Origin of the sequence: Faecalibacillus faecis (genome assembly GCF_003024675.1) — a bacterium.
GTDB classification, from domain to species: domain Bacteria; phylum Bacillota_I; class Bacilli_A; order Erysipelotrichales; family Coprobacillaceae; genus Faecalibacillus; species Faecalibacillus faecis.
Genome location: NZ_PYLP01000001.1, coordinates 301,163 through 316,031, shown reverse-complemented (window position 1 = coordinate 316,031; position 14,869 = coordinate 301,163). Strand labels below are relative to the sequence as shown.

15 protein-coding genes are annotated in these 14,869 nt (G+C 28.6%); 1 reads left to right on the top strand and 14 read right to left on the bottom strand.

The window, feature by feature from the left end:
* Positions 1–273 precede the first annotated feature (273 nt).
* From C7U55_RS14065 to C7U55_RS01600, 11 genes are all read right to left on the bottom strand, one after another.
* Positions 274–405, bottom strand: coding sequence for a hypothetical protein (locus C7U55_RS14065; RefSeq protein ID WP_275666236.1), 132 nt, complete (start codon positions 403–405; stop codon positions 274–276).
* A 101-nt stretch (positions 406–506) separates the two neighbouring features.
* A complete protein-coding gene (locus C7U55_RS01645) occupies positions 507–2,864 on the bottom strand; it encodes an ABC transporter permease (RefSeq protein ID WP_106987057.1) in 2,358 nt (785 codons plus the stop codon).
* 1 nt (position 2,865) lies between these two features.
* Complete coding sequence (locus tag C7U55_RS01640) at positions 2,866–3,564, bottom strand: ABC transporter ATP-binding protein (protein ID WP_106987056.1); 699 nt, start codon at positions 3,562–3,564, stop codon at positions 2,866–2,868.
* Positions 3,565–3,665: 101 nt separating this feature from the next.
* On the bottom strand, positions 3,666–4,505 hold the full coding sequence (locus C7U55_RS01635) for a Cof-type HAD-IIB family hydrolase (protein WP_106987055.1): 840 nt from the start codon (positions 4,503–4,505) through the stop codon (positions 3,666–3,668).
* Between the two features lie 95 nt (positions 4,506–4,600).
* On the bottom strand, positions 4,601–6,694 hold the full coding sequence (locus tag C7U55_RS01630; protein WP_106987093.1) for a heavy metal translocating P-type ATPase: 2,094 nt from the start codon (positions 6,692–6,694) through the stop codon (positions 4,601–4,603).
* 2 nt (positions 6,695–6,696) lie between these two features.
* Positions 6,697–6,924, bottom strand: a complete 228-nt coding sequence (locus C7U55_RS01625; protein ID WP_022002136.1) for a DUF6110 family protein — start codon at positions 6,922–6,924, stop codon at positions 6,697–6,699.
* Positions 6,925–6,995: 71 nt separating this feature from the next.
* Positions 6,996–8,609, bottom strand: coding sequence for an amino acid ABC transporter ATP-binding/permease protein (locus C7U55_RS01620; RefSeq protein WP_106987054.1), 1,614 nt, complete (start codon positions 8,607–8,609; stop codon positions 6,996–6,998).
* Positions 8,599–10,302, bottom strand: coding sequence for an ABC transporter ATP-binding protein/permease (locus tag C7U55_RS01615; protein ID WP_162297389.1), 1,704 nt, complete (start codon positions 10,300–10,302; stop codon positions 8,599–8,601). Before C7U55_RS01615 ends, C7U55_RS01620 begins: the two co-directional genes overlap by 11 nt.
* Entirely contained in the window at positions 10,295–10,618 is a 324-nt protein-coding gene (locus C7U55_RS01610) for a nitrous oxide-stimulated promoter family protein (RefSeq protein ID WP_106987092.1), read from the bottom strand. The genes C7U55_RS01615 and C7U55_RS01610 overlap by 8 nt, the downstream gene beginning before the upstream one ends.
* The gene (locus C7U55_RS01605; protein WP_106987052.1) at positions 10,611–10,973 is read right to left on the bottom strand and encodes a YbaN family protein; all 363 of its coding nucleotides are present in this window, start codon (positions 10,971–10,973) and stop codon (positions 10,611–10,613) included. Before C7U55_RS01605 ends, C7U55_RS01610 begins: the two co-directional genes overlap by 8 nt.
* A 136-nt stretch (positions 10,974–11,109) precedes the next feature.
* On the bottom strand, positions 11,110–11,913 hold the full coding sequence (locus C7U55_RS01600) for a metal-dependent transcriptional regulator (protein WP_162297388.1): 804 nt from the start codon (positions 11,911–11,913) through the stop codon (positions 11,110–11,112).
* Positions 11,914–12,094: 181 nt separating this feature from the next.
* Here C7U55_RS01600 and C7U55_RS01595 point away from each other — a divergent pair, with 181 nt between their 5' ends.
* A complete protein-coding gene (locus C7U55_RS01595) occupies positions 12,095–12,451 on the top strand; it encodes a hypothetical protein (protein WP_106987050.1) in 357 nt (118 codons plus the stop codon).
* Positions 12,452–12,461: 10 nt separating this feature from the next.
* Here C7U55_RS01595 and C7U55_RS01590 read toward each other — a convergent pair whose 3' ends face one another.
* From C7U55_RS01590 to C7U55_RS01580, 3 genes are all read right to left on the bottom strand, one after another.
* Complete coding sequence (locus C7U55_RS01590; RefSeq protein WP_106987049.1) at positions 12,462–13,334, bottom strand: MurR/RpiR family transcriptional regulator; 873 nt, start codon at positions 13,332–13,334, stop codon at positions 12,462–12,464.
* A 13-nt stretch (positions 13,335–13,347) separates the two neighbouring features.
* Positions 13,348–14,148, bottom strand: coding sequence for an MBL fold metallo-hydrolase (locus tag C7U55_RS01585; protein ID WP_106987048.1), 801 nt, complete (start codon positions 14,146–14,148; stop codon positions 13,348–13,350).
* 69 nt (positions 14,149–14,217) lie between these two features.
* Positions 14,218–14,685, bottom strand: a complete 468-nt coding sequence (locus C7U55_RS01580; protein WP_106987047.1) for a DUF2798 domain-containing protein — start codon at positions 14,683–14,685, stop codon at positions 14,218–14,220.
* Positions 14,686–14,869: the final 184 nt, after the last annotated feature.

Genomic DNA, 14,869 nt, shown 5'->3' with positions numbered 1-14,869 from the left:
TACTAAAAGATATCTAATGATATATATTATTGATAAAAGCTTAAAAAAGTGTTATCAAAATCATGAATGCACATATTTTTATAACCAAATTTTTCATTACTTTTCTCCCTAGCTTATACCGAATAAAAACATAAGATTTTCTTTCTTATTATTTACATAATTGCAAGTGAAAGCCAAATTATCGCAAGACAAAATACAACGACCGCTATTAAAAATAAAGTAATCCATAAAACATACTTTCCAATATTTCTTTTCATATATTCTCCTCATTTTTTATTTTCTTTTCAATAAAACAAATAATATTAAATCAAGCAATAAAACAATCGAAATCAAAGGATAACCTACTGTAATAACTGAAAGAATAACCGCTATGGCCACAATAAGGTACTTTATCCCTTTACCCATTTTCATCACCTCATTTTTAAATTTCAAATGCATTATACCATATCATCAACAGATAGAAAAAGATTGCATCTATGAAAGATACAACCTTCTTTACCTAAATTCTATTCAACATTCTTCAACGCTTCATCCATTGGGATTTTCTTGATTTTTCTCATTTGAATCATCATGACAAACAAATAAGAAATAATTGTCATAATAAACATCTTGATATAAACACTACCTTCCACATAGAAAGGAAGCCATCCCGCATATTCTTCAAAAACAATTTTGAAAGCATAAGATAAGATCCATGTTGTGATTCCAAAAGAAAGTAACGTTGAAATCAAAATAACAATCGTTGTGGCATGAACATACATTTTTTGTATTTCTTTTGATGTATATCCAAGAATTTTAACCATGGAAATCGATACTTTATTATTTTCAATAATCATCTTTGTAAGAAGATAAATAAGCATTATAAACATGACAATCGCAAAACCTTCAACCAGATAAAACATTTCCCCCATTGAAACATTTAATTGTCTTGATACTTTTGTTAAATCATCTTGAGTAATGGTTGATGCGATATAGTCATCTTTTAAATCTGTTATTTTTTTATTAGAGAAATAACCATTGAAGTATCCATCTTGACAGTTGAAAACTTCATTAAAATATGACTTTGACATATAAAGTGCCATACTACCAGGTGCATCATAAATACCTTTAATTTCAAAAGTATAACGTAAATCTTTATAGCTTTCTTTTAAAGAAATACGATCTCCTTTTTTTAAATTATATTTATCAGCAACATCTTTTGAAATATAAACACCTTTTTTTGGTAATGATTTTATATGAATATATTGACTATTATTTTGTAAACCATAGAGGCTAATATCTTCTTCTATTGTACTTTCTGGAAGTGTTTTTAATGAGTAAAGCGAAAAAGCTTCTGCCCCTTTGGTTTTAGTTTTATAGTTATCATACATTTCATCATATTGATCATCAATCAAACTTAAGAAACTATCTCTAAATTCTTGAGGAATCGTTTGAAAAACTTGTTCAATAGCTGTGGTATCAACTGATTCTGGTGTATTTAAAATATATTGATATTTAGCAGTCATATTATTAACAACAATATCTTGATAATGATCGAGAACAGGATGCATATCCATTCCAAACATTAATAAAATAATTGCGAATAAAACACCCACAAATAATGTAATATAGCCTGATAAATTATTTAAAATAACACTTAATCTAAATTGAGAAAAGAAGCCCAAACGATGCAAAACCAATGTTTTTTTATTCTTTTTAACTTTTTTAATATCTCTTTTCATAAATTTAAGAGGTGATAATTTTAATGATTTCATTAAAATACCATAATTAATTAAAACCATCATAATAAATGGAATGATCGTCGTTTTAATGAAAGCATCCCCAGACCAAATCGTTACATAAGTTGGTAAGCTATAGCTTCCATAATACATACCTGCCATGACATCTTTAAAATATGTATATCCTAAAATATTTCCTACAATACAAGCAACTAAGGAAACAAGAATAGGTAATGTCATATATTGAATCAACATTTCTTTTTTTGTATATCCCATAGCGCGAAGTGTTCCAATCATTGGTGCTTCACTTTCAATAGTATTTTTAGTAGTGATTGCAAAGACAAAGGCAAGAATTCCAATAATGATATAAAGTAAAACCGTCATCATTGCCTCATCACCACCCATATCATCACCTGTAAAGTGAATAGCTTGGTTAGCATATTGAGGAATATAATCGTCAATACCTGAAACATTTCTAACAAGTACATTTAAAAAATCATTACTGGCATTAACTTCATTATCAACAACTTCATTATATGTCCAAGCATAGTTATAATAGATTTTAGCGTCTTTAAAACTTTTAAATTCCTCTTTAGAAATAATGCCCACACCAAATTTAACAGAATCAAACATTAGATCACTATTTTTTGAAAAAAGAGCACTATAATCCGATAAAGCGACGAGTCCCGTAATTTTTAACTTCTTTTTACCTACTTTGATGGTTTGGCCTACTTGGTAATTATTATTATCGGCATACATACGATCAATCGCTATTTCATTTTTACTTTGAGGAAGTTTTCCTTCCATAATACATACTTGATTGACTTTGTTTCTTGGTTTAAAGAGACGAATTGTACTTGTAGATTCTACTTCTTCTTCAATGTAATTAAGATCATAAATTGTGACACCTTCTTTTTCTAAAGCCTTTTTATTTTCTTTTGATAGAGAATCATTTAAACGAAAATGTCCATCTTCAATATTGTATTTATCAAAACTGTCATTATAAGCTTTGATCATTGAGCCATCAGCAACTAAAAACCCTGAAATAAGGCCAATAGACCCTGCCATAAATAAAAATATAATTAAATATTTCGCAATTTCATCTTTTAAAATATATGGTAATCTTTTAAATAATGGATTCTTCATTTTACCAATTCAAATCCTTTGCTGGAATTTTATGTGTGTTTTTAATATTTTCACGAATACGTCCATCATGCAAATAAATCACACGATCAGCCATGTCTTTAATCGCATCATTATGCGTTACAATAATAATTGTGTTACCATATTTTTTATTAACATCTTCAATCAATTGTAAAATATCTTTTGATGTATGATAATCTAAAGCTCCTGTTGGTTCATCACAAAGTAATAAATCTGGATTTTTGATGATTGCACGTCCTATTGATGTTCTTTGTTGTTGTCCACCAGATAATTGATTTGGTTGTTTATAACGATGTTCTTTTAACCCTAGTGTTTGTAAGAGTTCTTCTTTATCTAATGGATTTTTACTTAAATATTTTCCTACATCAATATTTTGTTCAACATTTAAATGTGAAATCAAATTATACATTTGAAAAACATATCCCAAATGCTTACGACGATAATTTGTTAGATCCTTTTCTTTTAATGTTGAAATTGTTTTCCCTTGAATCATAATCGTGCCACTATCTGGTTGATCGATTCCTCCAATAATATTTAGAAGTGTTGATTTTCCAGAACCTGAAGGACCAAGTAAAACACAAATTTCACCTTTTTCAATTTCAAAATCAATACCTTTTAAAACTTCTGTTTTATATTCATCTTCACCAAAGCTTTTTTTTAGATCCTTGATTGATAAAAACATACTACTCCTCCCATAGTTAGCCTAACCTAACCACATATAGAATACTATCACTTTTCTCTTTTTTCAAGTATCTCAAAGAAAAAAAACGGATTTCTCCGTTTTTATAACTCAATATGTTTCATAATAGCTTTAGCAATACCATCATTATTATTTGTATCTGTAATTTCATTAGCCACTGCCTTTAACTCATCAGAAGCATTTCCCATCGCTACACCTAAACCAACATATTCCACCATTGATTTATCATTTTGAGCATCCCCAAAAGCCATCATTTCTTCTTTTTTATAACCCATAGGAATTAAAACAGTATCTAAAGCTTTGGCTTTATCAACACCTTTTGCAGTAAATTCAAAATAGAAATCAGATGTAAACATACAATTTAAACGATCTTTGAATGGTTCCATCATTTCCTTATAATGCGCTTGTAAATAATCTGGATCACCAAATGTAAGAATTTTATTGATTTCAAAATCAACAAAAGCCGCTAAATCTCTTTTTTCACATAAGATGTAGTTATTTCCTCTTGATTCATATTGCATAACATTAAATGGTTTTCCTTTATAAGTAATTGTATTATCAAAAACATCATTGACATACATGTATTCATCTTTATCAAACATTGGTCTTGCTTTAAAATTCTTTAGATGTTCTAAGATTGCTTTACTATCTTCTACAGAAATCGCATGGTTATAAAGTGTTTCATGACTTTGGCAATCAACCACTTTTGAACCATTGAAGCATACAAATAAACCATGGTGATTTCTCATATCCAATTCTTCAGCAAGTTTCAATAATCCACTTGTTGGTCTTCCTGAAGCTAAAATCAAACGTACTCCTTTTTCTTGTGCTTTTAAAAGGGTCTCTTTAGTAAGTGGTGTAATGACTTTTTCATCATTAACTAAAGTCCCATCAATATCCATAATTATTACTTTTATTGCCATATTCTATCTCCTCTTTTTTATTCAGTATAATAAAGCACTTTCTTAACTTCAATTAACTTTCAAAAAAAGAAAAAAGAAACAGAAAAATTCTGTTTCTAATGTAATAATGAACGTGTTGATCCTGAAGCAATTAAGAATGTACTTCCATTATGAAGCATTGCCAGCATTTGTGGTGTAAGTAGACCTAATGCTCCTAAGACGATAAAGGATGTATTTAAACCAACAATCAAACGATATTGGCTATGGATACGTTTAAATAAACCTTCTGAAATCATTCTTAAAGCAACGATATCATTTAATGAATTTGATACTAGTGTAATATCTGCAAGTTCTCGAGCAATATCAGAGCTATCTTGAAGTGAAATAGAAACATCTGCCATGGATAAGGCTGGTGTATCATTAATACCATCACCTACCATAACAACAGTATTTCCTTCTTTTTTTAGGCTTTCAATATAACTTGCTTTATCTTCTGGTAAAACTCCTGCTCTAAAATCATCTAAATTTAATTGTTTCGCAATTGTTTTTGCACAGTTAGGACTATCCCCGGTAAGCATAATAACTTTATCAAAACCAATATCACGAAGTTCTTGAACAACTTCTTTTGCTTCTGGTTTTAAAGGATCATAAATACTAATAATACCTGCAAGCTTTTTAGCAATGGCTAGATAAATAAGGGAACTTGAACCTTTACTTTCAAGTGAAGAAATCAAATCTTTAATTTCTTGTGTCATTTCTACACCTTCATCTTCAAAGACAAAATGACTGCTTCCAATAATAACATCTTCACCATTTAAGCTTGTCGAAATACCATGAGCAATCACATATTTCACTTCTGCATGTTCTTCACGATGTTTTAAATTTTCAATTTCTGCTTGATGAACGATTGCATTAGCCACACTATGTGGGAAATGTTCTTCTAGACAAGCCGCAATTTTTAAAACTTCTTCTCTTGTATAATCTTGTAAAGGAACGACATCTAGTACAACAGGTTTGGCATGTGTTAAAGTTCCTGTTTTATCAAAAACAATCACATTTGCATCCTTCATGCTTTCTAAATGTTTTCCACCTTTAACTAAAACATTATGCATTGAGGCTTCTTGCATTGCTGAAATCACTGAAATTGATGTTGATAAACGAATCGCACAAGAATAATCCACCAATAAAAGAGCAGTAGCTCTTGTGAGATTTCTTGTAAATGCCCAAACACCAAAGAATCCTAAGAAACTATATGGAACAATGGCATCAGCCATATGCTCTGCTTTTGATTGAATGGATGCTTTTAATGATTCATTAGTATCAATCATATCAATAATTTTAGCAATACGACTTTCATCTTGTAAGTTTCTAACTTTAACAAAAATCTTTCCTTCTTCAATTAACGTTCCTGCATAAACCGTATCATTTAATGTCACACGTTTGCTTAATGGTTCACCTGTAAAACTTGATTCATTAACCATGGCTTCACCATCAATGATTTCCCCATCAATAGGAACCATGCTTCCTGTTTGAACAATAACAGTTTGTCCTTGTTTTAAATCAGACATCGCAATTTCTTGTTCTTGTCCATCTTTATAAATCCAAACTTTATCAAATTTATTCATCAAGCTATCACCTAATTGTAAAGTGACTTTTTGACGTGTGTAATCTTCTAATAATTCAGAAATTTTAAGCATCAACATAATATTGCTTGCTGTATTAAATTCTTTGCGTAATAAAGATACCCCTATACTTGTTGCATCTAAAACTGGAACATCAATACGTTTATTTCCAAGTGAAGCAATCCCCGCTTTAAAATAAGCAAGTGCTTTATAGATGGCAATTCCTTTACCAACAACATTTGGTAAAAAGAGCTTAACAGCATATCTCTTAGCAAAAATTTTAATTAATTCATGTTTAAAGCTTTGATCAAGTACTTGTAAATTTTGAGAACAATTTTCAGGAATTTCTCTATTTTGTAAAGTACTTAAATCATAACTTTTTAAATAACCAAATACTTCATTTTTATAATTTTCATCGTAAACCAATAGAAGACTTCCATTTTTATAATGTGCTTCTACATATCTTACATATTCAAGTTTTAAAAAATCGCTTTTTAAAATAGTTGCTTGTTCATTTGTAAAAGCATATTGTCCAAAACGAACACGTAATCTTCCATCGATTTCATGAACTATTTTAAAATTACTCATCATTATTGTGCCTTACTTTTTTCTACTGCTTCAGCATAGACATCTTGAGCATCTTCTTTAATAGAAGTAACAGTTGCTTCTACGTTATCTTTTACTTGCATTCCACTAGCTAATCCTTTAACAGCTAATTCTCTTGCTTTATTGCTTTTAGCGAACTTTGAAGTGACAACAGCAGTAACTGCTCCTCCTACAAATGTCCATAATTCTTTACTTTTAAAAAATTCTTTCATCTTAAAATCCTCCATTCTTTTTTACATTATACGATATTTTCTAAAAAAATAAATAATTTTTTATTTCATTTCTATTTTTTTATCATTCCTTGCTCTATTTCAATAATTTCATCACATAAAGCAAGAGAAGATTTTCGATGGCTTACAATAATAATAAGCTTTTCATCTTTAATTTGTTTTAAACTTTCTAATAATGCGGCTTCATTTAAACTATCAATACGACTTGTCGGTTCATCTAATAAAAGAATTGGTGTTTTTCTTAAAAAAGCACGTGCTAACCCAATTTTTTGTTTCTGTCCTCCTGAAATATTTTCATCATAAATAGTTTGATAGCCTTGTGGTAAAGACATAATAAAACCATGAATCTGTGCTTGTTTACACGCTTTAATAACCTCTTCTTGTTGATAATTTGGATTTAACAAGGTGATATTATGATATAAAGTATCTTTAAATAAAAATGTTTCTTGATCAACATAGCTTATATTTTCTTTTAGAGTTTGACTGTTGATTTCTTCAATCGATTCATTATTAAATAAAATATCTCCCTCACCTTGATAAATATGCATTAATAATTTTAATAATGTTGATTTTCCACATCCACTTTTTCCAAGTAATCCATAGGTTTTACCAAATTCAAATGTATAATTGATTTTATGTAAAACTTCCGTAGAAGTATTTGGATAATGAAATGAAAGATTCTTTACTTCGATTGGTAAATTTAAAGTTGTATTTTTGTCTGTAATTTCTTTAAGTAATGGTTTTTCCTCTAATAAATCTAAAATACGTCTAGCACAAGGAAATACTTGATTTAAATTATTTGCCAGGTTTGCTAGGGCAATCGTTGGTCCAAAAGAAGATGATAGAGCCATCATTGGAATCAACAATTCTTTAGAAACATTATTTTTAATCAATAAAATAGAAACAACGATAGATAAAATAATAAGTCCATCAGAAAGTATTTGTTGAAAACTTTGATGATCAATTAATTTTTGATGTGTTTGTGTTAAATCATTTTGATGTTTTTTCATTTGTTCAAAGCGTGTTTCTTGTTGACTAAATTGTATAATTTCTCTTTTTCCTAAGACTGTTTCCAAAACAAAAGTATTATAATTAGCAAATAAAAGACGATAATTACTTCCATCCTTTTGACTCAATTTATACGTTGTATAGGGAATCAAAATTCCCATGATGCTATAACAAATAAAAGAAAAAATTCCAAAACTAAGATGATAATGACCGATAAAACAAATCATGACAATACTATAAATAAAGGCAATCATCACTGGTGAAATGGTATGAGCGAAGAAAACTTCTAAGAGTTCAACATCACTTGTCAACATCGCAATGATATTTCCTTTGTCTTCATTTTCTAATTTAGCAGGAGCCAATTCTCTCAGTTTTTCAAAGACTAAATGACGAATGTGAGCCAATACTTTAAAGGCAATATAGTGGTTGCATGCTTGTTCAATATATCTAAGAATTCCTCTTGAAAAAGCACAAATAATAATCAATTTAACGGCTAGTGAAAAAGTAATCACTTTACAAAAAGCAAGGATAATAAAAATGGTAATAAAAGTTGCCGTTAGATGTCCTAACACACCTAGAATAATAGCCAGTAACATAAATGTTAAAAAAGGACGCACTAATTTTAATAAAGAAACAATTAATTTTATTTTATTTTTCATTTTCAATAATCCTTTCTAAGTTCCTTTGATTTTCTACAAGTTCTTTAAATAAATTATCTTGATTAAATAATTCATCATAGCTTCCTTGTTGAATCAATCTTCCTTCTTTTAAAACAAATGTAAGTTGACTTTTTTTACAATGAGCCATACGATGTGTAATAAAAATAACGATTTTATTCTTCGCTAAACGCTCCATGATTTTTAATATAATTTCTTCACTTTCACGATCAACATTATTTGTTGCTTCATCAAAAATATAAACATCGCTTTCATATAATAGTCCTCTAGCTAACGCTAATCTTTGTCTTTGACCTCCTGATAAATTTTTAGCTCCTTCATTGAGTTGAAAATTCAAACCTCCTTGATTTTCAAAAACTTCAAAAAGTCTAACTTCTTTTAAAACATTAATCATTTTTTCTTGATCAAGACACCCTGACATTGCAAGATGATTATAGACTGTTCCTTTTAAAATATATGTTTCATCCTTAATCAAGGTCATTTTTTGATAAAGTGTCATCGTTAATGGAATCGTTTCTCGATTATAAAGAATTTGACCTTTTTGAATCGGATATAAATTCATTAGAAGTGACGCAATCGTACTTTTTCCTGAACCCGACTTTCCTACAATCGTTAAAAATGTTCCTTTTGATAAAGAAAACGAAATATCTTTTAAAATTGTTTTTTCATCATAACCAAAAGTGACCTCTTCAAAACTTAAGGTTGAAATTGATTTTTGATAGCTTTCTTGAATATCATTAGGACTATCCAACAGTTTAAAAATTTTATCTGCTGCCGCATTTCCATTTTGTCCAATATGGAAATAACTCCCAAGCATTCTTAAAGGTAAGAAGAATTCAATAGAAATCATTACAATAAAAATAAACATCATAAAAGTAATATGTTGATTTAAATATTCTTGTAAACCCAAAATAACACCTAAACCAAAGCCACCATAAGCCACTAAATCCATCACACTAATCGAATTAAGTTGCATAATTAAAACGCGCATGGTTTTCTTTCTAAAATCTTCTGCTTCTTTGTCCATTTTATCTTGATAATTCAAATCACTTTGATAATATTTCAAAGTAGTGAGTCCTTGTAGATTTTCTAAAAAAGAATCTGCCAATCCTGTATAACTATTCCAATACCTTACTAACAATCTTTTAGCTATCTTTTGTACAACAACAATAGAAACAGGAATAAGTGGGACACATAAAAGTAAAATAAAAGCTACTTTTAAAGACATAAAACCAACAATAACAAATAAAGTAAGAGGTGCCAACATAGCATAAAAAAACTGAGGCATATATTTAGAAAAATAGATTTCTAACTGATCAATTCCCTCACTTGTAAGTTGAGTAAGCGTTGATTCTTTAAAAACAGTTGTCTGTTTTTGATGATATATTTTATCAAAAACACTTTTTCTTAATTTTGTTTTAATCATTTCACTTAAAGATAGCGCTTGTTTATTTTGTATTGTTTGTAAAAAGCATTTTAAAGCAAATAAACAAGCCACACTTAATAAATAAAAAGTAAGTGAAAATGATTTTTTTAAATAAAGGCAAGATAAAACATAACTATGTAAAAATGTAAGTAAAATATTACATATTAAAATCAGCCATTGAACGCCTACTAATCTATAGACATTTTTCATCTCCGTTTTAAAAGTTTTCAATAATCTTTTATTAAACATCTTTTCTTTTCCTTTCTTTAAGTGAAAGCCAGCCATGCTTGATGGTTAGAATTGGATGATAAAAAAGCATGTACTTTCCAGAAAAACGCATGACTGCTTTTACCTGACCTCGATATTCTTTTTGATAACAATGAACCTTGCACCCACTACAAAAAGTTTTAGTTTCCATAAACGGACATTTATCAATACGCAAACAAGCGTACTTATAAAGATCTTCACACATCTTACTTTCTTGAGGATGTTTTCTTTGATAAATATCAACCATCACTTTTAATATTCTTTTTTCATTTTCTCTTTTTTGATCGATTTTATTCATTGACAATTTCCACTTTCTTTAACATGATAAAATGATGAATACTCATCATAATTAATAAACATATTTTCCCAATTCTTACTGGTGTAATGAGTATCGCAATAAAAAAAACAAGTGTTACTGTAAACAAGGATTGATTTCTTTTTTTACGTGTTGTTTTTCTTTCAATAACCATTTCATTGATATATTTTTGATACAATTTTGTTTGAATTAAATACTGATGAAATCTATCTGAACTTTTTGAAAACAAAAAGGCACTTAAAAGTAAAAACGGTGTTGTTGGTAGTATTGGTAAAATAATACCAATAGCCCCTAATACAAATGATATAATTCCAAATATAATCAATAATATTTTCATGTTTCCTCCTATAGTTAGCTATATCTAACTATAATCATCATATCTTTCTATAATAAAAAAACAAGCATTTGATTTGTTTCATTAATGAAACAAAATGCTGTTTCTTTAATATTTTATAACGTTTTTTACTGTTTCATTAATGAAACAATATTTTTAACAGTGCAAGATTTTCTGGCATATGTCCTTTTAACAAATCAACTTTTAATTTAACCGTAAGCGATGTTTGCATCAATCTTTCTTCTTTTGTATAAAAGAATTTCAAATCCGTGATAGGAATATAGAAACAATCATTCTTTTCAAAACATTCATATTCCCTACCATTCAAAAGATATTTCATTGATTTAAGTTTTGAAGAAATCGTAATTCTTTCTTTTAATAATTCCTTTTTCATTTCTATAGGTTGAAAGACCAAAAAACCTTGATGTTGTTCAATTAAAAGATAAGCTGGATGTATAAAACCCGAGTTAGCCATCGAATGAACATTTGCATCTTTATAATGAAATAAAGTAAAAGAAAAAATATATTTACCTGGTTCTAGATGATGTTCTAAATAATGTCCTGAAAATTCTACAAGATCCCCAAGTTGATCAAAAACTTGATTAAAATGAATACGACTACATATACGTTCAATTGTTTCTTTATTGAGTGTTGTAAAAAGTTTGATGGCTTCTTGGTGTGCTTCTTCTTCATTTAAACGACTTGTTTTTTGTAACCAATAAGTTAAATTTTTTATTTTTCTTTTTGTTTCTTCAATATAATTCTTTCCTTTTTTAGAAAGCAAACATTTACCTTGTTCAAGGGTATACCCTTCCTCGTAAAAAGAAGAAACCATACGTGACATTGTTGCTTTTGAAACATTCATTTTTTTAGCTAACGCTGTTACAGTTATTTTTTTATTTTCATTTATTAATAATAAACATTTTATTTTTTCTTCATTCATAATCATCTCCTAAAAAGAAATTAGCATAGACTAACTTCGATGTCAATGTTAATATCATTAACATTTAAAGCACTTACATTTTTTTAGTTTTGTTAATGGAATTCAAAGTGTGTTGTAAAAGCTTTATCTCTTTTATTTTTTATTCTAATATACGGGTGTAGTAAGAAAGAGGGAATAAAATATGAGTATCAATGAAATTAATGAACAAGCAAAAGAATCTTTAAGAAAATATTTTAAGGACGGTCAAGACATTCAACACGATGATGACACTAAAAAGCAATTAACAATTGAAGAAATGTATAAATCTGTTGATAACGAAATCAAAGAACATGAAAAGAAATTAGAAGAATTACATCAAATGCGTCATGCCTTACAACATAACGCTAAAGAAGCTTATGAAGCGATTTATGGAAAAGAAGATGAAATTCAAGCTGTTAAACATTCTACTGTTGAAAAAATGGAAAAAGAACTTCGTGAAAACGCAGAACATCAAATGGAATACGTAAATGATTTAAAAAATAAAGCATTAAAAAAATAGGTCGCTCGACCTATTTTTCATTTATATATTCATCTTCACTTTGACGATCATCCACATACGAAGCCACCACAATTTTTGTTTCTAAGTTCTTTTTGTAATTTTTAGAAAAAATTCCTGCATATAAAACATCAAAAAGATATTTTAATGAAGTTGTTGAAGCAAAGTCCCCTATTTTAATATGTAACATTTCTCTTGAAGAAAGGTAAAGATGTGCGTCTGCCAATCTAGAAAGAGAATTTTCTGCCATACAGGTAATAGAAATAAAAGGTATTTGTCTTTTATGATAAATTTCTGCCACTTCCAACATTTCTTCAGTTTGACCGGAATAAGAAATGATAATGGCACAATGAGTTTCATCAGCTAAGCACGCACTTCTTTTTTGTCCTGTTACCTGATCAATAACTTGAACATCTTTACCAATATCCATCATCAATGTTTGAAAATGTTTTGCGAGTAAAATATTATCTAAAACACCATAGACATCTATTTTCTTAGTTTTTTCTAATAATGAGATTGCATGTTGTAATTCATCGTGATGATTCAATTGTTCTGTATCTTGAATAGTTTCTTTTTCTAATAACGCAATGTTTTTACTAATTGTCATCAAATCATCACTCAACAAAAACGGAATAGAAGCATCTACGTCGGTTTCTTCTAACATATACGCAAGTTCTTTTAAATACGCACTCTTAAACTCATTAAAACCACTATACCCTAATTTCTTAGCAATTCTTACCAATAAAGGTGCACTTGTAAAGGTATTTCTAGCAATTTCATTAGCTGACATTTTTTCAATATTCATCCCTTGATCAATAATATAATCAACAATTTCTCTTTCTGTTTTTGAAAAATGGGTGTTTTCTATTTGATTAACAATAAGCATATAAATCTCCTTTCTATAATTCAATTACTTCTAAATCATTTGGAACATAAATATTTCCATCAAAATAATCTTTCCCTTCTTTTGTATAAAGTTCCTTACGATTTTTAATATTTTGATCTTCACTATGATAAAGAATAATATTTTTAACAGCTAATTTTTGAGCAAGTTGACACGCATCTTTAACTGTTGAATGATGTTTTTCATAAGGATGAAAAATATCTACTTGATCATACAAGCAAAAAGCTTCATGTAATAAATAATCACTCTTTAAAGCATATTTTTCATTTTCTTCATTATAAGGTTCATCCCCACAACATGTTAATTTTCTATCTTGATCCAATTCCATCATAAAACCAAATTGTTTAGCTTTTGTTGATTGAATATCAAAAAAAGTAACTTTCTTACCAATGATTTCTTTTACTTCACCATCATGTACAACAACAAGATGCAAACGATCATTGATAAATTTTGTTTGTTTACTTTGTAAAAGCATTCGAGCTATCGTTTCTAACATCTCAATCACTTCTTGATGGCCATAAATGTATGCTTCTCCTTCATATTTATCTGCTGCCATATTTTGACAAATAAGACGAATCATCCAAATCATACCAAGCAAATGATCAATATGCTTATGCGTTACAAAAATATGTTTTATCTCTTTCCAATTGATTTTTGCTTTTTCAAGTTGATTTAATACCGTATTTCCCCCACCGGCATCCACCATAAAATAATCATTTTCATTTTCAATGATAAAGCACGTATTATAGCACTTTGTAACCAGTGCATTCCCTGTTCCAAGCATTGTTAGTTTCAATTTAAAATCCCCCTTATCTTCTTTTATTTTAGCGAAACTCTTTTTCTTTGTAAAATAAAAAAATAGAGACTAAGCTCTATTTTCATTAAAAATTTTTCCAAAGACAAATCTAACGATTGGCCCAGCAAAACATAATTGTAAGAAAAATGCCATTGGGAAATTCATTACTGTTGTTTGTAACCAAATCGCAATGATTTGACTTCCTGCATTTTTAAATAAAAGCGTTGCTACAAGTGACATACAAGGACACATTAAAATAATTGAAACAATGGAAATTGCGATAACTAAATGAAAAGGATTATCTTTTTCTAAGTTAACGATTTGAAATGCTTTCTTTTTAGCTAAGTATCCAATAATAAAGAAATCTAAAATAAAGGCAATAGGTCCCATAATCACTAATTCATGAAAAGCATCTAAAAACACTTGATTTGTCATACTTCCAACATTTAGAGCAATGTTGTAACAAATCATAAAATAGACCATCATGAAAACCATCATAATTGTAAAAATAATTTCTTGAAATTTTGTTTTCGGCATAAAAAACCTCCTTATGATAATGAATTGTGTTGTTCGTTATCACTCAGGGAGTGTGCGTTTCCAATAGATACCAAATATTTAATTTAAAGCCGAGTGTTATTCTACAAAAATATTTTTTTAAAGTCAACAAAAAATATTGACTTCATCATATAAATGATTACAATATTTCATAGTATTTTACTAT